The organism is Parapedobacter indicus (assembly GCF_900113765.1).
Lineage (GTDB): Bacteria > Bacteroidota > Bacteroidia > Sphingobacteriales > Sphingobacteriaceae > Parapedobacter > Parapedobacter indicus.
In genome coordinates this window covers 113,965-136,701 of record NZ_FOQO01000003.1, presented here as the reverse complement: position 1 = coordinate 136,701, position 22,737 = coordinate 113,965, and the positions used below count along the sequence as shown (strand labels likewise).

At 45.9% G+C, this 22,737-nt stretch carries 18 protein-coding genes; all 18 read left to right on the top strand.

Features of this window, described 5'->3' with window-relative positions; genetic code table 11:
- Window positions 1-3 precede the first annotated feature (3 nt).
- The 18 genes from BMZ56_RS07330 (at window position 4) to BMZ56_RS07245 (ending at window position 22,728) form a co-directional block, all read left to right on the top strand.
- Complete coding sequence (locus tag BMZ56_RS07330; protein ID WP_090625925.1) at window positions 4-993, top strand: 3-hydroxyacyl-CoA dehydrogenase family protein; 990 nt, start codon at window positions 4-6, stop codon at window positions 991-993.
- Window positions 994-998: 5 nt separating this feature from the next.
- The gene (locus tag BMZ56_RS07325; protein ID WP_090625924.1) at window positions 999-2,306 is read left to right on the top strand and encodes an aspartate aminotransferase family protein; all 1,308 of its coding nucleotides are present in this window, start codon (window positions 999-1,001) and stop codon (window positions 2,304-2,306) included.
- 7 nt (window positions 2,307-2,313) lie between these two features.
- On the top strand, window positions 2,314-3,198 hold the full coding sequence (locus tag BMZ56_RS07320; RefSeq protein WP_218146498.1) for a 3-hydroxyacyl-CoA dehydrogenase NAD-binding domain-containing protein: 885 nt from the start codon (window positions 2,314-2,316) through the stop codon (window positions 3,196-3,198).
- A 72-nt stretch (window positions 3,199-3,270) separates the two neighbouring features.
- Complete coding sequence (locus tag BMZ56_RS07315) at window positions 3,271-4,353, top strand: dipeptidase (RefSeq protein WP_090625923.1); 1,083 nt, start codon at window positions 3,271-3,273, stop codon at window positions 4,351-4,353.
- Between the two features lie 8 nt (window positions 4,354-4,361).
- Window positions 4,362-5,723, top strand: a complete 1,362-nt coding sequence (locus tag BMZ56_RS07310) for a hypothetical protein (RefSeq protein WP_090625922.1) — start codon at window positions 4,362-4,364, stop codon at window positions 5,721-5,723.
- A gap of 15 nt (window positions 5,724-5,738) precedes the next feature.
- Window positions 5,739-6,848, top strand: a complete 1,110-nt coding sequence (locus BMZ56_RS07305; RefSeq protein WP_090625921.1) for a D-TA family PLP-dependent enzyme — start codon at window positions 5,739-5,741, stop codon at window positions 6,846-6,848.
- A gap of 38 nt (window positions 6,849-6,886) precedes the next feature.
- Complete coding sequence (locus BMZ56_RS07300) at window positions 6,887-7,903, top strand: glycoside hydrolase family 43 protein (protein WP_090625920.1); 1,017 nt, start codon at window positions 6,887-6,889, stop codon at window positions 7,901-7,903.
- Between the two features lie 539 nt (window positions 7,904-8,442).
- Window positions 8,443-9,909: a glycoside hydrolase family 32 protein gene (locus BMZ56_RS07295; RefSeq protein ID WP_104443699.1), complete on the top strand. Its 1,467-nt coding sequence runs from the start codon at window positions 8,443-8,445 to the stop codon at window positions 9,907-9,909.
- 277 nt (window positions 9,910-10,186) lie between these two features.
- Window positions 10,187-13,399, top strand: a complete 3,213-nt coding sequence (locus BMZ56_RS07290) for a SusC/RagA family TonB-linked outer membrane protein (RefSeq protein WP_245893127.1) — start codon at window positions 10,187-10,189, stop codon at window positions 13,397-13,399.
- 84 nt (window positions 13,400-13,483) lie between these two features.
- Window positions 13,484-14,887 (top strand): RagB/SusD family nutrient uptake outer membrane protein, encoded by a 1,404-nt coding sequence (locus BMZ56_RS07285; protein WP_245893126.1) that lies wholly within the window; start codon window positions 13,484-13,486, stop codon window positions 14,885-14,887.
- A 53-nt stretch (window positions 14,888-14,940) separates the two neighbouring features.
- Window positions 14,941-16,404 (top strand): glycoside hydrolase family protein, encoded by a 1,464-nt coding sequence (locus BMZ56_RS07280; protein WP_218146497.1) that lies wholly within the window; start codon window positions 14,941-14,943, stop codon window positions 16,402-16,404.
- A gap of 228 nt (window positions 16,405-16,632) precedes the next feature.
- Entirely contained in the window at window positions 16,633-17,691 is a 1,059-nt protein-coding gene (locus tag BMZ56_RS07275; RefSeq protein WP_218146496.1) for a sialidase family protein, read from the top strand.
- Window positions 17,692-17,713: 22 nt separating this feature from the next.
- Window positions 17,714-18,493, top strand: a complete 780-nt coding sequence (locus BMZ56_RS07270) for an SDR family oxidoreductase (RefSeq protein WP_090626245.1) — start codon at window positions 17,714-17,716, stop codon at window positions 18,491-18,493.
- Entirely contained in the window at window positions 18,484-18,813 is a 330-nt protein-coding gene (locus BMZ56_RS07265; protein ID WP_090625916.1) for a hypothetical protein, read from the top strand. The genes BMZ56_RS07270 and BMZ56_RS07265 overlap by 10 nt, the downstream gene beginning before the upstream one ends.
- Window positions 18,803-20,038 (top strand): MFS transporter, encoded by a 1,236-nt coding sequence (locus BMZ56_RS07260; RefSeq protein WP_090625915.1) that lies wholly within the window; start codon window positions 18,803-18,805, stop codon window positions 20,036-20,038. Before BMZ56_RS07265 ends, BMZ56_RS07260 begins: the two co-directional genes overlap by 11 nt.
- A 14-nt stretch (window positions 20,039-20,052) precedes the next feature.
- Complete coding sequence (locus tag BMZ56_RS07255; protein WP_090625914.1) at window positions 20,053-20,847, top strand: HpcH/HpaI aldolase family protein; 795 nt, start codon at window positions 20,053-20,055, stop codon at window positions 20,845-20,847.
- Between the two features lie 10 nt (window positions 20,848-20,857).
- Window positions 20,858-21,811, top strand: coding sequence for an aldo/keto reductase (locus tag BMZ56_RS07250; RefSeq protein ID WP_090625913.1), 954 nt, complete (start codon window positions 20,858-20,860; stop codon window positions 21,809-21,811).
- Complete coding sequence (locus tag BMZ56_RS07245; RefSeq protein WP_090625912.1) at window positions 21,808-22,728, top strand: Gfo/Idh/MocA family oxidoreductase; 921 nt, start codon at window positions 21,808-21,810, stop codon at window positions 22,726-22,728. The genes BMZ56_RS07250 and BMZ56_RS07245 overlap by 4 nt, the downstream gene beginning before the upstream one ends.
- The last annotated feature ends 9 nt before the right edge of the window (window positions 22,729-22,737 follow it).

Below are 22,737 nucleotides of genomic sequence, written 5' to 3'. Positions count from 1 at the left end.
GATATGGACAACGGACAAATCAAACCCATGCAGGTCGGTGTGGTGGGGCTCGGGTTGATGGGTAGCAGTATCGTCGTGTCTTTATTGGCGTCAGGATATCCGGTGACTGCCTTGGCTCCAATACCTGGCGAAAAGGAAAAGGCGGCCATGCATATTGCTGATTTGCTGCGTCATGCGGATTCAGCGGGTGTTTTGCCGCGTGGTATTCCGACATGCATTGATGCGTTAAGATTGGTAGAGGATTTTGAACAGTTAGCGGATTGCCGCATCGTGTTGGAGTGTGTCGTCGAAGATCAGGAAATAAAAAGCAAGGTTTATCAGCAAATAACGGCTTCAGTGGATGAAGACGCTATTATCGCTTCCAATACGTCGGCGATACCCATCAGCGAATTACAGCGGTTAGTGCCACGTCCTGAGCGCTTTTTGGGAATCCATTGGGCGGAGCCCGCCTATATGACCCGTTTTTTAGAGGTGACGTGTGGTACCGATACCGATTTAAGCGTTGCAGAATACGTAGTGTCACTGGGGTTTACGTGGGGCAAAGAGCCCACGTTACTTAAGAAAGATATCCGCGGATTTATCACCAATCGGTTGATGTATGCCGTTTACCGGGAAGCGCTTTCCTTGGTTGAGGCAGGCCATACCACATTGACGGATGCGGATAAAGTGTTTCGCTACGATGCAGGCGCTTGGATTACGTTGATGGGAATTTTCAGGCGTATGGATTTCATGGGCTTGGAAGATTCGCTAAATACGCTTAGACAACTGTTCGGCCAACTCGACAATAGAGAGGATGTCCCCGCAGTTATGCAGCAGCTTGTAACGAGTGGGGCCAAGGGAATACACAACCGGTCGGGTTTATATGCATACACCGAAGCGCATGCGAAAAAGTGGGAAACGGCTTTCTCGCGATTTAACAGAGATATCTACGAGTTGGCCTCGCGGTACAACGAACGGAATTTATTCCCGACAAGAGAAGAACATATATTATAAGTAGCATGGCAACAAATCGTTACCAGGAGTCGGCCCGGTTGTTGGACCGGGCAAAGCAAGTATTGGCAAGCGGGGTTTCCTCTGAATTCCGGAAGTATAACCATCCGCATGCTATTTTTTATACACATGGTAAAGGAAGCCGTATTTATGACGTAGATGGAAATGAATACCTCGATTTCACCCTGAGTCAGGGGCCGTTGATCGTGGGACATTCTCACCCGGCTGTGCTGGGTGCCATACAGGAATATGCTACGCAGGGACAATTGTTTGCAGGGCAACATCTGAAAGAAATCGAACTTGCGGAGAAACTTCACCAACTCATTCCTTCGGCCAAGTTGATGCGGTTTTGCCTAGACGGCTCCGAAGCGGTACAGACCGCTTTTCGCGTGGCTCGGGCCAAAACAGGCAAACCGAAATTCCTCCGGTTTGAAGGCCATTACCACGGTTGGTTGGATAACGTAGCCTGGGGCATCAGCACGCCTTCCGTAGATGCACTGGGCAGTCGGGAACATCCGAACGCTTACCCTTGGTCAGATGGTTTGTCGGCTCACAGCCGGGAAGAGTTTATCATCCTCCCCTGGAATGATATCGAGCTGGTCCGCCAAACCGTAGCTGAAAACCATGCGGAGTTGGCGGCGATTATCACCGAACCGGTAATGTGTAACAGCGGTTGCATAGCACCACAAGCCGGATTTCTGGAAGGGTTGCGTGAGCTATGTGACACCTACGGTATTGCATTGATTTTTGACGAAGTAATCACGGGTTTCCGGCTGGGGCTTGGAGGAGCGCAGCAATATTACGGGATTACACCGGACCTATCCATTTTTGCGAAAGCGATCGCAAGTGGATATCCCATCAGCGCCATTGTGGGAAAAAGGGAATGGATGGAAGAAATCGAGACAGCCCGTGTCATCCACGCCGGCACCATGAATGCCGGTAACGCCACCGTGGCGGCAGCGTTGGCTACAATCGGGGTGTTGGAGCAGGACCCTGATGCATACAACCGCATGTTCCGATTGGGCAGAAAGCTGATGCAGGGCTTGCAAGAAGCAGCGGAAAAAACAGGTCAGCCACTTTTGGTACAGGGACTGGGGCCGATGTTCAATACCTCCTTTACAAGGTTGGAACAGGTACGTGATTACCGCGATACGCTTTCGAACGACAAAGCCAAATTGAACACCTTCATTGCCGGATTGCATGACCGGGGCGTCCGTGTGATTGGCAGAGGGCTGTGGTATATCAGCGCCGTACATACCGACGAGGAAATTGAACAGGCCATTGCTGTCGCCACCGAAGTATTGAGTTTGATGTAACCACCCTATGGCACAAATGATGATGAAGGAAACGAATAGACCACTCCCTCCTTTATTAATTGTCGGCGATGGTAAACTAGCCTATAGCGTCGCTGGTAATGCGTTGCGTGCAGACCAAGAGACAACGCTGTTGACCTCGGATGTGAAGGCGGCTTATTCAGCAGTGAAGCAGGCCATGCCGGATCGGGTAAAAAAGCTGATCTTGCCAAAAGCTTGGCCGACGGTTTTGTCTCATCACTGGATCGTTGTTATTACGGAAGAGCGCAGCGATATCAAGCGGCAACTCATCGAGCGGTTGGAAGGTTGCGTCGGTAAAGACGCCGTCATTGCCGTCAACACGGAAAGTATCCCGTTAGCGGAATTGCAGGCTGCCAGCCGGTATCCGGAACGGATCTTAGGGTTGAATTGGTGTTACCCCGCTGACCTGACTTTTTTTCTGGAAATCATTTGCAATGAAAAGTCCGCCTCAAATCAAATACGTGCGCTGGAGGCCATGGCAAAAAATGGATGGAACAAAGATCCTTACCTCGTGAAATCCGGATTCAGCGTGCGTGCACGGATGATGGCAGCCTGGGCAAGGGAGGCATTTTACCTGGTAGAAAATGGTTACGCCTCGATAGAAAGTATTGATCGTGCCTGCCGGAATGACGCCGGTTATTACCTGCCTTTTGCAGGTAATTTTCGGTATATGGATCTCATGGGCACTTATGCGTATGGCGTGGTGATGAAGGATCTCAATCCGGAACTTTCCCAAGCAACCGTACTGCCGGATTCGGTGGTTGCTGACTTTCAAGATTACGCTGCTGACCACCCGGAGCGTTGGGAAAAAATAGTTCGTACATTTAGTGAGGAAATCAGGGAACTAATCTTAAAATACCCACATGAAACCTGACATGTCTGCGCCTCTCAAAAGGCGATGAAAATTTAGGTTTCATGAGGCCATTGAAGAACAAAATTCTTTCGAATGAACCGATTGATCATTGATGCCCATCTGGACTTAGCGATGAACGCCATCGAGTGGAACCGCGATCTATCACGCCCATTGGATGAGATACGTAACGGTGAATTGAGCCTGCAGGACCGGCCGGATCGTGGTAAAGGGACGGTTTGCCTACCCGAACTGCGCAAAGGAAATGTGGGAATTGTGGTTGCCACACAATTGGCCCGTGTCAGTCCATCGCGTTATGTGCCCACGGCATGGAATTCTCCGCAACAAGCCTGGGCCATGACGCAAGCACAGCTTAGCTGGTATCGGGAGATGGAAGCGCTGGGGGAGATGGTGCAGATTGTAGACCTGGAAGGGCTGGAAGAACAGGTCCATCTGTGGAATGATGATCAATTGGCGGATGAAGATAAACCCATCGGATATATCCTTAGCTTGGAAGGCGCCGATTCATTGGTGGATATTGACTATCTTTATCGGGCACATGGTTATGGCTTGCGGGCGATGGGGCTGTCACACTTTGGCACGGGTAGGTATGCAGACGGCACCAAGACTGCGGGGCGGATCCATCCGCAGGGGCTGGAGCTGATGAAGGTGATGGGAGCGTTGAATCTGATTTTGGATGTCACCCATCTCACAGATGAGGGGTTTGACCAAGCGTTAGACCTATACGAAGGGCCAATATGGGCCAGTCATCATAATGTGCGTAAATTCGTGCCCAACCAACGGCAGCTAACCGATGTGCAGATCAAAAAACTGATCGGGAGAGGAGCCGTTATCGGCGGAATGCTGGATTGTTGGGCGATGGATATCCGGTTTATCGATACGGTATCGGATCCGTGGCAATTGGATATCCGGCTGGAGCAGTTGGTGGATCATTGGGACCACATCTGCCAGCTGGCAGGGAACAGCCATCACATTGGCATCGGCAGTGACTTGGATGGTATTTTTGGTACCGAACAAAGTCCATGGGATCTAAACTCCATTGCAGATTTGCGGAAATTTGAAGCAATACTGCAGCATAGGGGCTATTCAGAGGTTGATATTGACAATATTTTCCATGGTAACTGGCTACGTTTTTTACGAAATGCGTGGAAGAAATAAATAGTACTATGCAAAAACATTTATTTAAAGCAGGGACTGCACAGGTGGATATTACACCGCCCTTGGGGACCGTGATCAATGGCGAATTTACAAGCCGTTACGCGAACCATATTGCCGATCCGCTTTACGCCAAAGCACTGATCATGCAGGATGGCGTCACCACGTTACTTATCCTCGTGGTCGATATTTGTGTGATGCAACGGGATTTTCTCGATGAAGTAAAGAATCTCATTGCAGAACAGACCGGTATCCCACCTCAAAATCAGTTGATTTCGAGTACGCATACCCATTCAGCCGGTTCCGTTGCCGATTTGCTGATGGGGCATGTAGACTGGGGATACCGAAAGAAGTTGCCCGCATTGCTTGTTGAGGCGATATTGAAAGCGCAACAACGCTCGGTGCCTGCGCACATCGGTTATGGTTGGTTTGACGAGCCGAGGCATATGGTATGTCGACGTTACCGCATGAAGGCCAACTATCGACCGTTTAACCCGGTGAGTGGCGAAGCAGATGCGATAAAAACGAATCCCATCGGCGGCGAAAACGATATTGTGGAGCGTACGTCTAAACCAGATACAGAATTACGATACCTAGCTGTCAAAGGAATCGATGGTGAATGGATCGGTCTGCTTGCCAATTATTCATTGCACTACGTGGGAGACTGCGAGCGGGGTACGATCAGCGCGGACTACTTCGGTTGGTTTGCCAAAGAGTTGACCGAATTATTGGGTACGGACTCCGCTTTTGTAGGCATGATGAGCAATGGCACCAGTGGCGAAGTAAATATCTGGGATTTCCTGGATCCCGACCGCTATCCGGCGGGGAATCATGAGAAAAGCCAGTTGATCGGTAAAGAACTTGCTATTGGTGTGGTGACGTCGCTAAGTGACGTGACCTGGGAAGTACAACCCGTATTAGGAAGTCGATACGCCGAAATAACGGTAGGATTACGCAAACCGACGCCGGAGGAATTGGAGACCGCCAAAGCGCTTGTGGAACAAACTGACTACGAAAACATCCAGTTCGACCAACGGGGATATCAACAAGTATATGCGCGGGAACAGGTGCTACTTGCTGAATACCCGGATGAAAAACAGGTGCCGGTGCAGGCGTTCCGAGTCGGTTCGGGCGTGATCGGTGCACTTCCGGGTGAGTTTTTCGCTGAAACCGGTTTGCATATCAAAGCAGAACGACCCGATAAAAAGTATTTTACGATTTGCCTGGCCAACGATTACGTTGGCTACGTGCCGCCAGCCCATGAACTGGAGAAAGGGGGGTACGAATGCTGGCGTTGCCGATCAAGCCATTTGGCAGAGAATGCAGAAGGAATCCTTATGAATAGCCTGTTGGCACAAATCAATAGTCTTTGACAATACAATTATCCTATGCAACCCGTTGATACTTGGTATAAGATCCGCAACGAATCCGATGTTGATTCACCGGCATTGTTGGTGTTTCCGGAGCGTATTAAGCAGAATATTACGCTCCTGAAAAGCATGATTGATGACCCAAAGCGGTTACGGCCACACGTGAAAACGCATAAGACCAAGGAATTGACCCGCCTCCAATTGGAAGCAGGAATTACGCGGTTTAAGTGTGCAACTATTGCCGAGGCAGCAATGTTGGGTGAGTGTGAAGCCCCGGACGTGCTCGTGGCGTATCCGCTGTATGGTCCGAAGCTAATCCGTTTTTTGTCGTTGAAGAAAAAATTCCCGAAAACCAATTTTTCGGCCATTGTAGATAATCCCCAGGCTGCACATGCATTGGCGGTGGCTGCAAGGCAAGCCGGGGAGATGGTTGACGTTTATGTGGATTTGAATATTGGAATGGGCCGTACCGGTATCAAGCCGGGAGCGGAGGCGGTTGCCTTATATCAGCAATGTGGTCAACTGGAAGGATTGGCTATTCAGGGCTTTCATGCATACGATGGCCATGTACATGAACGGGACATTGAAAAACGAAAGGTAATCTGTGCGAAGAATTTTGAATCGGTTGAGCAAATGGCGCAACAGGTACAAAAGGTGGGCTTCCCGAGGCCCCGCATTGTCGTGGGAGGGTCGCCATCATTTCCTATTTATGCAACCTATCCCGAAGTGGAATGCAGTCCAGGAACGTTCATTCTCTGGGATAAGGGTTATGCCGATGGCCTGCCGGATCAGCCGTTTCTTCCTTCTGCCGTACTGTTGACGCGTATTGTATCCATGCCGGAAGTGAACCGATTCTGCGTGGACTTGGGACACAAGGCCGTTGCGGCCGAGAATCCGTTGGATCGGCGGGTTTATTTCCTCAATGCCCCCGATCTGAAACCGATCGGTCAAAGCGAGGAACATTTGGTGTTGGAAGCGCCACCGGGGCATTCTTGGAAAGTAGGGGATGTGTTGTATGGATTGCCGTACCATGTTTGCCCTACCGTGGCACTATACGACTACCTCGCAGTTATCGAGCAAGGTGCCTATGTGGAGCGCTGGGTGGTAGCGAGTAGAAACCGGTTGTAGGTTGTTGATGATCGGTAGATTGTTGCTATTTTTGAACCATGCAGAAGAAAAGACAGTTTATTGTATGGGTTGTTTTCATGGTTTCCTGTCTATTGGTTGGTCAATATGCATCAGCACAGGAAAACATTTCAAAAGTACACATTACGGATCTACATGTACGTGATCCTTATATTGTCGCCGATCAACAGAGCGAGTTGTATATCCTTTATAAGTCAGCACCAGTCAAGGATAAACAGGGGACGGATGCGAGCGGAGTGGTTGCCTACCATAGTAAAGATCTGGAATATTGGGAAGGCCCATATGTGGTCTATAATACACCGCCGGACAACTGGATCAAAGGGGCCATATGGGCTCCTGAAGTACATTCGTATCAAGGCAAATACTATTTGTTCGCCACGCTTAATTCCGATATCGAATGGAAGCTGAGGCGGGAAGGTTTTCCAAAATACACCTTCAGGGGAACACAGCTGTTCTATGCAGACAATCCGATGGGTCCGTTTCTCCCATTTGAAGAGAAGTTGCCGCATACCCCCATGGATTACATGGCGTTAGATGGTACGCTATGGGTCGAAGATGGGATTCCTTATCTGGTTTATTGCCATGAGTGGGTGCAGATAGAAGACGGTACGATGGAGTTGGTACAACTGGAGCAAGATCTTTCAAAAACAGTGGGATCTTCCTTGACGCTTTTTCACGCATCCAGTGCTTCTTGGTCGACCGGAAATCAACACCCGGATGGCACCCGTACCTACGTAACAGATGGTTGTTTCCTGTATCGGACCAAGACGGGTAAGCTGCTGATGATCTGGTCCAGCTTCAAAGAAGGAAGTTACGCGATCGGTATTGCAGAATCTACAACCGGAAAGGTGACGGGGCCTTGGAAGCAACAAGAAAACTTACTGTTTTACCAACACGGTGGCCACGGTATGCTATTCAAGACGTTCGATGGGCGGCTGATGCTTACCTTCCATCAACCCAATTCACCGAGCGGAAAGGAACGTGCCCAGATTTATGAGGTAATCGACACGGGCAATACGCTGACACTGAAAGATTAGCGTTACTTAGTTAGGTTAGTACAGAAAATCTTCCAGGGCAAGATCACGCCAACTGGTCACTTTGAAGAATTCAGCATAAACATTTTTTGCGAGAGTCGCCGGAATTGGCCGAAAGGCAACACTTGTAGATAGGCCACCCTTCCCGCCAAGCTTTGTTTAATATTTCTGCTGTAAAAGTAAAAATCCGTGTGGATCCTCCAATGCGTATTGCCGCGTATCGGGGTCCTCCAAGGAGACATGGAAAATAGTATCATCTTTAAAAAGAATTGTTATAGCTTTCTGTTTAACAGATTCTTAGTTTTGTTAGGAATGCCAAGTAGGCAGACGTAATAATGCTTGCACAGCGGATGACAGCCCTGCAAATTAGTAATTCGCGCTTAGACTGCGAAGGGTTCAATCAGTACCTCTATACGATCAGCTGATTTATAGAGAAGGTCTTGAATTGTAATCGCCTTTTGATGAATCGTCTTCTATTTGACTACGTAACCAATTTTAATTAACAAACTATGAAAGTAAGGTGTTTTTATCTGTGCATCGCGATGAATTTATTGAATTCCCCATTAATTGCACAAGGAGATTCTGTAGCTGTTATTTTTAAAAATCGCCGTGAGTTATTCGTTGACGATTATATTATAGCGAACCGAACTAATACCTATTATAAATTGGGTATACCACGTTCAGCAGGTGTCGCAATATCGGCAGATAAGCCTTGGGAAGGCAAATTTCTTACCTATGCTTCGGTTATTAAAGATGATAGTCTTTACAGAATGTACTATCGGGGATCCAATGAGATTAAGGATGGATTGACAGAAGCCGTTACATGCTATGCAGAAAGTGAAGATGGCATTCATTGGATAAAACCTAATCTAAGCATATATCAAATTAATGGAACATGTAACAATAATGTCATCATGGTGAAGAATCCCCAAAAAAGCACAGAAAATTTTATGGTGTTATATGATCGGAGGAAAGATATCCCTGAAGAGGAGCGATATAAAGCGATTGGTGGTCATACTGCTAATGCGTTCCCGAAGGCTCATCAAGGTACTTTTAGGTATGTGTCGGCGGATGGAATTCATTGGAAAAGATTTGATAAAGACACAACCGGCTTATTTAATCAATACCCAATGGACTCTCATAATATCCTTACTTGGTTGCCAAGTGAGCAGTCGTACGCTGTCTATTTAAGAGTAGGGAGCGAAGATAGAACAGGAGATAAGAGATTGGGGAAGGGTTTTCGTACGATTGCTAAATCTGTCTCCAAGGATTTTATTCATTGGTCGGAGCCTCAAAAAATGTCTTTTGGAGGGGCTGAAATGCAACATCTGTATACAAATGCTACACAACCCTATTTTCGGGCTCCTCACATCCTTATTGCTATGCCGATGCGGATTAACTTGAACAAGCAAGCATTATCTAAGGCCGAATTGGTGGCAAATGATATCGATGCATCTCAACAAGCCCATATTTCGGACGCTGTATTGATGACTTCACGTGGGGGATATACCTATGGACGGATGTATATGGAGTCTTTTGTAAGGCCCGGAAGTAATCCAATGAATTGGGGGGGTAGGAGTAATATGCCTGCATCCGGCGTTTATCAAACTTCTGACCGGGAAATGTCATTTTATATCACTAGGGGGTATGGAAGTCCAGACGTATATATTGAAAGAATGACATTACGGCTTGATGGTTTTTCTTCATTGTCGGCTGGGTATAAAATAGGTGAGGCGATTACGAAGCCTTTGGTGGTATCATCAGATTCTTTGTTTATTAATTTTGCCACCTCCGCATTTGGTTTTATTAAAGTTGTTTTATTAGATGATGCCGGTAATGAAATTAACGGCTTCGGAAAAGGTGATGCGGTGGAATTGATTGGCGATGCTATTGACAAAGCCGTTGTATGGAAAAAAGGTCGTTTAATAAGTGAGTTGAAAGGGAAAAAAATAAGATTGAAATTTATTCTCAAAGACGCCGACTTGTATTCCTTTTTTATCGCTGACTAATCTGCATTTCGTTTGAGTTACAGTTAATTGTTTTCTCGTTGAACAGCGGGTTTGGTAACTATTTTGTTATTCGAGAAAATGTGTCAACTGTCATGAAATATTGTACTACTAATAGAAAGAAAAGTAGTAGAAAGCCAGTTTAACGACTCTTACCTTTGAGATATTGAATTAACCAATTATTAAGTATTAAATGGTAGGTATTTGAGGGAGGCAACGCTACAATGTGCGTTGCGTGTGTAGGTATAAAAGAGTTTAAACAGTTAACAACTATGTAATTATGAAAATCAACTTTATACAAAAGTATGTAAGTAATGATTGGCTTATGTGTCATCGGTTGACATTGCTTTTTTTGGCATTGCTGCTTTGTCATGGGGCCATAAGCCAAACTATTGTTAGAGGTAAAGTAACGAATACATCGGGAGAGCCCATTTCTGGGGTGAGCGTAACCGTGAAAGACACAATGATTGCGACCGCTACCAATGACGCGGGTAATTACGAAATATCGGTACCGCCGGGAAAAAGCATACTCGTTTTTTCTCATGTAGGGGCGCAACGACAGGAACAGGATCTTCTTGGCCGCTCAACAATTGATATAATCTTAGACGGAGCAGGGCAAAATTTAGATGAAGTAGTGGTTGTAGGGTATGGAACACAGCGAAGAGATGTTATAACCACTTCGATATCAAAATTGGATAACAAAGTGCTGGACAACATACCCTATGCTAATATTGGAAATGCTTTGCAAGGAAACTTGGCTGGGGTAAGGGTACAGTCTAATTCCGGGCAACCGGGTGCTGCCCCCAATATTATCATCCGAGGAGGTACATCGATTAACAACCCGAATAGTTCACCGCCTATCTATATAATTGATGGTGTGTTGAGAAGTAATATGAATGACATAGGTGCACATGACATAAAATCAATTCAAGTACTGAAAGATGCGGCAGCAACTGCTATTTATGGAGCGCAAGGTTCCAATGGGGTTGTTATTGTTGAAACGAAGTCGGGAGAATCCGGGAAAGCGCGGGTAACTTATAAAGTAGATTTAGCAAGTTCTCGGGTGGGTAAAACATTTGATATTTTAACCGGCGCTGAAGAAGTTTATTTTGCTCGTCTAGGTTTATTGGCGACAGGCAGCATAAATCCTACATACCTCTCAAATTTGGACGGAAATGTTTACTTGGGTGGAGCAGGTAATGATCTTTCCAATACAACTACCAGTTCGCTCCAATACCTAACGCCCGAAAACCAGTATAAATTGGATGAAGGCTGGGAGAGTATACCGGATCCTGCAGATCCATCACGAACGTTGCTCTTTTCAACGACAGACTGGCAAAGCATGTTATTCAGAAATGCATTTTCGCATAATCATGCACTTTCTGTTTCCGGCGGAAACGAAAAGTCTCGATTTTATCTAGGATTAGGATATATTGATAATCAAGGTATTGCCATACAAACCGATTATAAAAGACTTTCGCTTAATTTAAATGGTGAGTTGGATTTGTCTGATAAGGTGAAATTGTATGCGCGGATTCTTTACGCGAATAAAGGCGATAGACAAGCTCCGACTGTCGATGTATTTAAGTCCTCATTAATAGCACCAACCACAAACAAACTTTATTTTGAGGATGGAACGCTTTCGCCGGGGAGGAACTTTAGCTATTCCAATCCATTTTATAGAATGTCGGTTTATAACCCGAAAAACAAAGTTAACGATTTAACGATGATTGTTGGCGCTGAAGCGGAAATTGTACCCAATCTAACATTCAGTCCGCAATTTTCTTTTCAGTACCGCGGAGCGTATTCACGGAATTTTTTAAAAAGCTACTTAAATGGCCCAACTACGCTAGTTACTTCTCGTAATGCCTCTGGATCTTATTCAGATGCCTCAAGACCTCAGTTCAACGCCATACTGACCTATGGTAAGACCTTCAATTCCGATCATGATGTTGAAGTGAAAGGCGGATTTTCATATTTAGGTGCAAATAATATTTCGCTATCCGCTAATGGTGCAGATGCCGCAACCGATATTATCCCAACGTTAAACGCGTCTGCTACTCCCACGGCGGTTGCTGGATCGGAAACGCAACATGCGTTAATTGGCTATTTCTCTCGGGCTACCTATAATTTTAAGAGAAAATACATGCTTAATGTCAGTTTGCGCTACGATGGGGCCTCGAATTTAGGAGAAAACAATAAATGGGGGTTATTTCCGGGAGCGTCATTGGGTTGGAATTTAGATAAGGAAAATTTCTGGAGTATATTTCCAGAAGATCTGATTAGGCTGAAATTAAGAGGCAGCTATGGCGTAACAGGCAATATCAGTGGATTGGGGTTATACCAAGCACAAGGAGAATATAGTGCATCTACTCGTTATGATGGCGACGCCGGTATACAGATCACAACATTGCCGAATCAGGATTTAAAATGGGAACGTTCTAAGACTGCAGATGTTGGGTTTGATCTGGGATTATTTAACAATCGAATAAACATCATATTTGATTATTACCGCAGGGTTACCGACAATTTGTTGACTTCACTTAATTTGCCGCCGTCGACGGGTTTTGCCACTATACTTACCAATTATGGTTCGTTAGAAAATAAAGGGTATGAAATAGAACTGAATACTCATATACTAAAGCCAACCTCAGCTTTTCAGTGGAATCTGGCATTTAATACAGCGACGGTTAATAGTAAAATACTGAGATTACCTGAAAATGGGATTGAATATAATAGGGTTGGAGGCGTTTATGTATACGATCCCAAAAAAGGAGATTATGCTTGGTTGGGAGGACTGCAAGAAGGGCAGCGGATCGGAGATTTATATGCTTACAAGCAAGTCAGTGTTTATGCTACTGATGAAGAGGCAATGCAAGGACCTGTGGATATGTTGATTCCTAGGACTGATAAGACTAAATACGGCGGGGATGTAAACTGGTTAGATGTGGATCGTAATGACACAATCGACACGAGAGACCGTGTGTATATGGGTAATTCTATCCCTCGCATCACAGGAGGACTCACGAACAATTTCAGTTATAAAAATCTCAGTCTTTCGGTCCGAATGGATTATACGATAGGTGCTACAATTTACAATGAAGCGGTCGCCCGAATGGAAGGCAATTTTTCCGGTGCGAATGCCATTAGCGCGAACATGCGTAGATCCTGGCAAAATCAGGGAGATATCACTGACGTTCCCCGATATTATTGGGCAGATCAGAATGCACAGTGGAATGTCTGGGGGGGGCGCGGGAATTCAAGACACTATGAGAAACTGGATTTCCTTTGTTTGAGAGAAGTAACCATCGGGTATGGCTTATCAAAATCGATTGTAGATCGTCTGGGTATCGCTGATTTCCGGATAAACCTAACGGGCGCAAATCTATATTACTTTACAAAGTACGGAGGGTTGAGCCCGGAGCAGACCAATTCTGATGCTGCATATCCAAATCCACGGTCATTTATTTTCGGTGCATCGATTACCTTCTAATTTAACATTTGTGTCATGAAAAGATATTCTATTTTTTACGCCTTTTTCTGTTGGATAGCTATAAGTTGTACAAAAAACTTGGATTTGGAGCCGATCAGCATTATATCTACTGCCTCGTTTTGGAAGACGGAAGACGACGCCAATGGTGCAATAAGAGGAATGTATGCCCGGCTAAGGGGGGTGACGGCCACTAATCTATATATCTGGGGAGAATCTAGAAGCCAAAATCTCCGTCAATCTGTTGGGAATGATTTCAGCAATCTTCGAAATTTTGACAATACACTTGATGCAACCACCGCGGGACCAGATTGGAATTCGCTATATCAAGTCGTAAACGACGCTAATCTTGTCATCAAATATGTTCCCTCTATTACTTTCAATGTTGAAAGTCAAAAGCAGCGGATTATTGCGGAAGCATATACCATGCGGGCTTTTTGCTATTTTGTGATGGCAAAGACATGGGGCGGTGTCCCGTTAGTAACCGAGCCTACCGAAGGATATAATCCCGCAGTAATTTATAAGGAGCGTACCTCGGTTGAACAGATATTCGACTTTATAAAATCAGATATAGCCAATGCGTTAGCATTATTTCCGGACGACGATTTCGCTAACGGCCGTAACAGGTGGTCTAAGCCGGGGGTGAATGCATTGAAAGGGGATGTGTACCTATGGACAGGTAAGAGATTGACAGGTGGCGATGCGGATATTCAGGAAGCTTTGACTGCGTTGAATGAAGTTGAAAAGTCAGATGTGACCTTACTGGATAGCTTTGAAAGTATTTTTGATTATACCAATAAAGGTAATCGCGAAATTATCATGGCAAATACGTTTGCTCGATTTGAAGCGTCGAATACCTTTATGGCAAATATGTATATCGATGCATATCCACCTAATTCGGATCCAGATGCACTGGAAATTATTGGCACGATCGGAGGAGGAAATTATTGGACGTTAACGGCGGATGTGTTAGCCAAATTTAGCGATGAAGATCAGCGGAAATCCGCGTCATTTACGGAGTTGTACAGTTTGGACCCGAATACAGGGACGTATTCTAAATTTTACGGTTGCATACAGCGTAAATTTAATGGCATGATTGACGGAGGCGCGAGATATTTTTTAGACGATGTAGTTTTATATCGGTATGCAGATGTATTATTGATGAAAGCAGAAGCACAAAACGCATTGAATCAAGATCCGTCTGAAGTAATGAATCGCGTGAGGGCACGGGCATACGGAGACAATTTTGAAAAATACAGGTTTGTTAGCGGTAGCAAAGAAGACAATGACACAGCAATTCTGGAAGAACGATTATTAGAACTGCTATATGAGGGAAAATATTGGTGGGATATTTTGCGCTTCGATAGAGCTAACGAGCTTATTCCTTACTTTAAAGAGCATCCGCAAGATACGTATAAATACCTGTGGCCGCTTTCATTAAATATACTAAGCGCCGAACCCAAGGTTACACAAAATTCTGGATACCAATAGAAGGTAAGCATATCTAAATGATCTATTTTTTTACAAGTTAAATGAATTATAATATGAAGAATCCAAAGTCGATAATCGTACTCTTTTATATGTTTTTCGTGGCTTCATTCCAATTATCGGCGCAAACAGATGAACCTGTGCGCATCGATAATCGAAGAGAACTGTTTGTAGATCGCTACTTATTGGATAAGATGGATAATGTCAATCAAAAGATGCATCATCCGGTTAACGAAGGTGCTGTTCTGAGTTTTGATAAGCCTTGGGAGGGTAATTTTTCAGGGTACTGTACCATAATAAAAGACGGTGATTTATACAGGATGTATTATCGAGGTATTCGAGAAGCGGGGAAAGATGGTAATGATAACGAAGTCACCTGTTATGCCGAATCAACGGATGGCGTCAATTGGACAAAACCTTCACTTGGTATTTATACGATCGATGGTACATCAGAAAATAATGTTATACTAGCTCATGCTGCTCCCGCAACGCATAATTTTAGCCCTTTTCTTGATTCCAATCCGAATGCAAAACGAGAAGAACGTTATAAGGCGGTGGGAGGTACTGACAGAAGTGGATTACTTGCGTACATCTCTGAAGATGGGATACATTGGAAAAAGAAACAAGACAAAGCAGTTTTTCAGACCGGAGTGTTTGATTCGCAGAATGTGGTATTTTGGTCGGAACATGAAGGCCAGTATGTTTGCTACTTTCGGACTTGGTCTGACGGGGGGTTTACGGCATATAAAGGATTTCGGTCTGTCAGCCGCACCGTGTCCAAGGATTTTGTGAACTGGTCGGCACCGGAAGCGATGACGTTTGGCGATACTCCACTGGAACATTTATACACTCAACAGACCAGTCCTTATTATCGTGCACCTCATATTTACCTGGCAATAGGCGCACGATTCATGCCTAATAGGCAAGTTGTGTCTGAAGAGCAGGCTGCTAAGATGAATGTCAATCCAAATTATTATAAAGACTGTTCCGACGCTGTCCTAATGAGCAGTAGGGGAGGCAATAAATACGATAGAACATTTATGGAGTCGTTTGTTCGCCCGGGGATTGGATTGGAAAATTGGGTCTCTCGTTCAAATTATCCCGTACTCAACGTTGTCGAAACCAGTCCGTCTGAAATTTCGATTTATCTAAATGAAAGTTATGCACAACCGTCAGCTCATGTAAAAAGGTATTCATTACGGATAGACGGTTTTGCCTCCCTTTCTGCAGGCTACGATGGAGGGGAGGTTATTACGAAGCCGTTTATATTTAATGGAAGTGAGCTTGAAATTAATTATTCAACATCGGCTGCAGGATCGGTTAAAGTTGAAATTCTGGATGAGGAACAGCGGCCAATTTCAGGGTATTCATTTTCTGAAACACAAGAAATAATTGGTAATGAAATAGCAAGAATTGTTTCGTGGCAAAAACAAAAAGATGTTTCTGAATTGGCTGGTAGACCCATTCGATTAAAGTTCTACTTGAAAGATGCGGATCTTTATTCCTTTAAATTTAATTAATATTTTTATGTAAATTGCTTTCTCAATTCCTTCATTTGTTCGTGCTGTAACCATACCCTACTTGAGGTCCTTAAATTAAAACCAAAAGTCGGCTGTTGATAAATTTTGATTATGTGTTTTAGTAGAGATCTTGCACTCGCCCTCTTATTGATTTTAGGTATATCATCAATTTCGTTTGGTCAAGGGAAGGAAAGACGTGCTGTTGAAGTACGCAAAATTAAAGATGTAATGATCTACCAGGATTCCATGTTTTACAGCACATTTCCTTCGGTCGTAAAGAAACCCGACGGCGAATTATTAGTGGCTTTCCGACGTGCTCCGAATCGGAGGATATATGGGGAGCAAGACAACAATCACGTTGACCATAATAGTTATTTAGTTGGTGTACGTTCCACGGACGGAGAGACGTGGACCCCGGCTCCGGATTTAATTTACGCACATGCATTTGGCGGATCGCAGGACCCTTGCCTGCTTCAGCTCAAGGACGGAACCCTGCTTTGCACAAGTTACGGATGGACAACTGTTAGGGATGATGCAAAAGTAAAGCAGCCTTATTTTGAGTCGGGTGGATTTATCTTCTTGGGGGGCTATCTCGTACGCTCTACCGATGGCGGTAAAACCTGGGAGGGACCCTATTATCCACCTCATGTTACACAGGAGCGGCATTATAACGTGTTTAACGAACCCGTGCCGGCTTATAACCGTGGCGCTTTGTATGAGGCAAAAGATGGACGCATACTGTGGATCGTTGCTGCGCACGACGGTGTTAAAAAAACATCCAATTACCTGTTGGTCTCAAAAGACAAGGGGCTGACCTGGGAATATTCCGGTGTAGTGGCGGAAGATCCTACCGTTTCCTTTAACGAGGCTTCTGTAATCGAAACACCAAATGGCGATATTGTGGGATTCCTGCGCACCGCGGGTTACGATGACCAAGCGGTAATCGCAAGGTCGACGGATGGCGGGAAAACGTTTCAATGGCAATCTATGGGATTTCAAGGACACCCATTGAATGCGTTGCAATTGCCCGATGGCCGCGTGTTGGTTACCTATGGATATCGGCATAAGCCATTTGGTATCCGCGCACGTATACTGAACGCTGAATGCACAGACTGGGATACCTCACAGGAGATCGTCCTGCGGACAGATGGCGGGAACGGTGATCTGGGCTATACATGGCCCGTACAATTGGATAATAATCGCGTGCTGGTTGTCTATTATTTTAATAAAGAAAATGGATTACGGCATATCGCGGGAACCATTATAGAAATTGACGCGGAAAAATAGGGGCTACTGGATTCAGTTAGGTATGGGTGAATTATTTAGTTTAAGCGGCAGATTGATTTGGGTACTGGGCGGCGCCGGTTATTTAGGCAGCGCAGTGGTAACCTTGTTGAGCGAAATGGGGGCGCGTGTGCTATGCATCGATCTGGCGGATCGGGCAAAAGCGTTTGTCGTTGCGCATGAATTGGGAGAAAACGTGATTCCTATTAGTTTGGACGCAACGGATTTAGATGCTGTGTCTTCATTCGTGACGAAGGAAATAACGACCAATGGTTGTCCAGATGGTTTTGTGAACTTGACATTTGCCTCCACTAGTAAAGCATTTGAGGAACTTACGCCCGACGAATTTGATGAAGTCAATCATGGCGGCATAACTGCTGTTTTTCACATAAGTCGCCTAATAGGGCAAGCTATGGTCGCCCGAAACCAAGGAAGTATTGTCTTATGCGCTAGTATGTATGGGCTCGTCGCGCCATATCCGTCCGTGTATAAAAAGCCGATGAATAAAAATCCAATAGAATATGGCGTGGGTAAAGCAGCTATTCGACATATGGCTAAATACATGGCCGTCCATTGGGCCGAACAACAAATACGGTGCAATGTCATTGCTCCGGGCCCATTTCCCAATCCTACTGTTCAAAGTCAGCATCCTGACTTTGTCGAACGTATCGAGGCCCGTGTTCCCATGAGGCGGATTGGACAGCCTCTCGAGATTGCCGGTACCGTCGCTTTTCTTTTGTCAGATGCGGCTTCATACATCACGGGCCAGACCATTGTCGTTGACGGAGGTTGGACATGTTGGTAAGGCTTAACCTGTTTTTGGCGGTGTTCACGATATTCATCCTCGTAGCTGTATTGGCTATTCCAAAAAAAGTAAATTCACAGGCCATGCCCATATCCGATGTGAAAGAACAGGCACTAAGTGATTTCATCAAAACTCAGCAACCGCTTCAGGGACTGGCGGAGCGGGGGGAAGCGGACGATCGAAAAATCTTATTCCGATTGTATGATCAATTGAGGAATGTCGATGTAGCTTCGTATAATGCAGATATTCATGCAGCGGCAGCTTACAAGGTTATGAAAATGACCCGTAGGCTCGAAAAAAACCAAGCAGATGATTCGTAAACGAAGGTATTACCCCTGGCTTTTGGTAGCACTCCTATGCATAGTTGGAGCACTTAATTACCTTGACCGCATGACAATCACCACCATGCGAACAAGTATCATTGAAGTCGTTCCCATGACGGATGCGGAGTTCGGTCTATTAACTTCTGTCTTTCTTTGGGTATATGGGTTTGCAAGTCCATTTGCTGGTTATCTCGCAGATCGCTTTAACCGGAGCAAGGTCATTATCGGTAGCTTATTTTTCTGGTCATTAGTTACCTGGCTGACCTCCTTGGCTACTTCTTTCGAACAGTTGTTGGCGGCACGGGCGTTGATGGGAATCAGTGAAGCATGCTATATGCCCGCTGCGATGGCGCTGATCATGGATTGGCACACGGGTAAGACAAGATCTACCGCTACCGGTATCCATGTGGCGGGAGTCATGGTTGGCCAAAGCTTGGGATTTATTGGAGGTTGGTTGGCTGAAACCCATAGTTGGCATTATGCTTTCAGTATTTTTGGAATTGTCGGCATTGGCTATGCAGTCATATTGGTGTTTTTCCTGCGTGATCCGAAGGCTAACACCGAGGAGGAAACGATAGATGTCGTTTCACAAGAAGAACAAACAGATTTTCGAGTCGCACTGAAGCGATTGTTCGGAAATCCTTCGTTTATTGTAGTTTTAATTATCTGGGGCATAGCTGGAGCGATTAGTTGGATGGTGAACGGCTGGTTGCCAACCTTTTACAAAGAGAAGTTTGACCTATCTCAAACGGAAGCCGGTGTATACTCCACCGCCTATTTTTTTCCGGCTATGTTGGTTGGTGTCATCGGTGGGGGGGCGCTGGCCGACTGGTGGTCCAAGACGAATTCTAGGGCACGGATGTGGTTGCCTGCTATCGGTTTCCTTATTGCTGTACCTGCCGTGTTTATAGCCAGCTACACCATGCTGCTATGGGCTACGGTTGTCGGTTTCCTCGTTTATGCGTTGACAAGACCGTTTATTGATGCGAACATGATGCCTATCTTGGGCATGATTGCCGATAAACGCTATCTTGCAACGGGTTACGGATTTTTGAATCTTTGCAGTTGCGTCATTGGTGGGATCGGAATTTATGTTGCTGGCGCTTTGCGGGATGAGCAGGTAAATCTTACGTTTATATTCCAGCTAGCAGCATTAAGCATGGTGGTTTGTGCGCTATTGCTTTTCCGGCTAAAGCCGAAAATCAAACCGATTGATGAATAACGTTATTTCGATATATGAGAACAAGTAAGGTGCTGAATAAATTGCGGTCCGGAGAAATCGCCAGCTGCTTTAAAGTTAACCTGAAAGATGCACAGGTTTCCGAGATCGCCGCGATAGCCGGTTTCGATTGCGTATGGGTAGACTTAGAGCATATCGGCCAGGATTGGTCGGTCATTGCTTCCCACGTATGGGCAACCAAGGCGCACGATGCCGACTTGATGGTGCGTGTGCCACGTGGTTCGTATAGTGACTATGTCAAGCCGTTAGAAATGGACGCGACGGGTATACTAGTGCCTCATATCATGGGTGTGGAAGACGCTAAAAAGGTCATCCATATGACCCGTTTCCATCCCGTCGGTCGACGACCGATTGATGGGGGTAATGCCGATGGCGCATATACAGCGTTGGATTTCAGCGACTATTTAATGTCAGCCAATCGCGAACGCTTCGTTGTGTTGCAAATTGAGGATCCCGAGCCGTTGAATGAATTGGAGGAAATCGCTCAACTGGATGGATTCGATATGTTGTTCTTCGGTCCCGGCGATTTCAGTCAGGGCATCGGAGCCCCGGGGCAATGGGACCATCCGCTGTTATTGGAAACGCGGAGGCGTGTCGCCGAAGTGGCCAACCGGCATGGCAAATACGCCGCTACCGTCGGTTCGGCGGCCAATCTGCAGGATTTGACAGAAATGGGTTACCATTTCGTGAGTGTGGGTGCCGACGTGGTCGGGCTGAAAGATTACTGCCGGAATATCGTTGGCGCTTTTGGACAAAAAGGAACGCAGGGCAAATCGTATTTGGAACAATAAATAAACTGAAATGCAGAAAAGAGCGTTGGGAAATACGGGGATACAGATTTCCGAAATCGCCTTTGGGGGTGTTGAAATCGGTCTACCGTATGGTATTGGTGTCAAAAGTGAAGCGGATATGCTGACCGAAGCGGATGCCATTAAATTGTTGCACAACGCGCTAGACTGCGGAATCAACTTTTTTGATACGGCGAGGCTCTATGGCGAAAGTGAGCGCATCATGGGGAATGCTTTTTACGGCAGACGACAGGAAGTTGTGCTGGCCACAAAATGCCGGCACCTTAGGGACCCGGAAGGGAAAATTCCTTCGTATGCCGGGCTTAATGAGCTGGTGCGTGCTTCCCTGAGGGAAAGCCTGCAGGCATTGGGTACCGATTACATCGACCTGTATATGGTTCATTATGCCGACCAGAACTTACTAGCGAATGAAGACTTGCTGCGGGTATTCACGAAACTGCGCGAAGAAGGCACGGTTAGGGCCATCGGGGTGTCGGTATATAAAACCGAGGAAACGAGGCGTGCGATCCAGTGCAAGGAGTGGAACGCCATACAATTGCCCTTCAATCTGATGGATCAAAGCCAAGGTACATACTTTACGGATGCAGCCCGCGAAGGAATCGGCCTCATTGTCCGATCCGTGCTGATGAGGGGGATGCTGAGCGATCGGATGTCTAAATTACATCCGGCTCTCAAAGATGTTGAGGCCCACTTGGGTAAATATCGAAGCCTGTTGCGTGCCGGGTTTACTCATTTGCCACAATTGGCCACAAAATTTGCACTGGCTCATCCGGAGGTATCCGCTGTGTTGGTCGGGATTGATAAACAGGATTATTTGGAAGACGCGCTGGACGCGGTCAATGGTGTATATATGGACGAGGATTTGCTGAAAGAAGCTCAGGCGTTAGCCTATCCGGATCCGGCGTTCTTGAATCTAACAGAATGGGATAAAAAGGGTTGGTTATGATTCGTATAGGTATTATTGGATTGAGTGAAGGGAATGCGCATCCCTATTCTTGGTCCTCCATCATCAATGGACGTTTTGACGGCGCGGAAATTAATCGGCTAGGGTACCCGGCGGTGACCGCTTATTTGGAAGCTAACCGAGACACATTGGGTATTCCGGACGCAGCCGTGACCCATGTGTGGTGCCAAAAACGCATCGTTTCAGAAAGCATTGCACAATCATCGGGCATTACGACCGTAGTAGAGCAATTGGATGAGATGGTGGGTCAGGTGGACGCAGTGATTTTGGGGCGGGATGATCCCGAAAACCATGTGGCGATGGCCAAGCCATTTATTGAAGCTAAGATTCCTATTTTTATCGATAAACCCCTCGCCTATTCACGCGAAGACTTGGAATGGTTTGCGGGCCACGCCCGGAAAGGGCGATTCATCATGTCATGCTCATCGATGCGTTATGCCAATGAATGCCGTGTTGCCAAACAGGAGCTGGCCAACTTAGGCAACATTGAATTGGTTACAGCCGTAGGGAAAAAGGACTGGAAGAAATATGGCATTCACCTGCTAGAGGCCGTATTTACAGTGATGGAAGACTTGAAACCGCTAAGTGTGCAACATATCGGTGCATTGGATCGGGAAATTGTACATGTGCAAACGGTCCGTGGCCCTGATGTGATGCTTCATCTGTTTAACTCCATTTCAGGAACCTTCCAACTGTCTTTTTTTGGAACCAATAATTGGAAGCTGGTAGATATCCGGAATTCCTATTCAATGTTCCGCGATAACCTCATCGAATTTGTCCGATCCGTACAGGAAGGAAAAGCGCGTCTGCCTTTTGAAGACACTTATCGGCTTATAAACGTAATCCTAGCGGCAAATGAAAGCCGTTTAGAGAACGGAAAACGTATTTCACTATCCTAAGAAATTGCC

What these genes read in the sequence shown, in the direction of transcription:
- BMZ56_RS07330 (WP_090625925.1), top strand. Translation starts at nt 4, where the DNA reads ATGGACAACGGACAAATCAAACCCATGCAGGTCGGTGTGGTGGGGCTC.
- BMZ56_RS07325 (WP_090625924.1), top strand. Translation starts at nt 999, where the DNA reads ATGGCAACAAATCGTTACCAGGAGTCGGCCCGGTTGTTGGACCGGGCA.
- BMZ56_RS07320 (WP_218146498.1), top strand. Translation starts at nt 2,314, where the DNA reads ATGGCACAAATGATGATGAAGGAAACGAATAGACCACTCCCTCCTTTA.
- BMZ56_RS07315 (WP_090625923.1), top strand. Translation starts at nt 3,271, where the DNA reads ATGAACCGATTGATCATTGATGCCCATCTGGACTTAGCGATGAACGCC.
- BMZ56_RS07310 (WP_090625922.1), top strand. Translation starts at nt 4,362, where the DNA reads ATGCAAAAACATTTATTTAAAGCAGGGACTGCACAGGTGGATATTACA.
- BMZ56_RS07305 (WP_090625921.1), top strand. Translation starts at nt 5,739, where the DNA reads ATGCAACCCGTTGATACTTGGTATAAGATCCGCAACGAATCCGATGTT.
- BMZ56_RS07300 (WP_090625920.1), top strand. Translation starts at nt 6,887, where the DNA reads ATGCAGAAGAAAAGACAGTTTATTGTATGGGTTGTTTTCATGGTTTCC.
- BMZ56_RS07295 (WP_104443699.1), top strand. Translation starts at nt 8,443, where the DNA reads ATGAATTTATTGAATTCCCCATTAATTGCACAAGGAGATTCTGTAGCT.
- BMZ56_RS07290 (WP_245893127.1), top strand. Translation starts at nt 10,187, where the DNA reads ATGAAAATCAACTTTATACAAAAGTATGTAAGTAATGATTGGCTTATG.
- BMZ56_RS07280 (WP_218146497.1), top strand. Translation starts at nt 14,941, where the DNA reads ATGAAGAATCCAAAGTCGATAATCGTACTCTTTTATATGTTTTTCGTG.
- BMZ56_RS07275 (WP_218146496.1), top strand. Translation starts at nt 16,633, where the DNA reads ATGATCTACCAGGATTCCATGTTTTACAGCACATTTCCTTCGGTCGTA.
- BMZ56_RS07270 (WP_090626245.1), top strand. Translation starts at nt 17,714, where the DNA reads ATGGGTGAATTATTTAGTTTAAGCGGCAGATTGATTTGGGTACTGGGC.
- BMZ56_RS07265 (WP_090625916.1), top strand. Translation starts at nt 18,484, where the DNA reads ATGTTGGTAAGGCTTAACCTGTTTTTGGCGGTGTTCACGATATTCATC.
- BMZ56_RS07260 (WP_090625915.1), top strand. Translation starts at nt 18,803, where the DNA reads ATGATTCGTAAACGAAGGTATTACCCCTGGCTTTTGGTAGCACTCCTA.
- BMZ56_RS07255 (WP_090625914.1), top strand. Translation starts at nt 20,053, where the DNA reads ATGAGAACAAGTAAGGTGCTGAATAAATTGCGGTCCGGAGAAATCGCC.
- BMZ56_RS07250 (WP_090625913.1), top strand. Translation starts at nt 20,858, where the DNA reads ATGCAGAAAAGAGCGTTGGGAAATACGGGGATACAGATTTCCGAAATC.
- BMZ56_RS07245 (WP_090625912.1), top strand. Translation starts at nt 21,808, where the DNA reads ATGATTCGTATAGGTATTATTGGATTGAGTGAAGGGAATGCGCATCCC.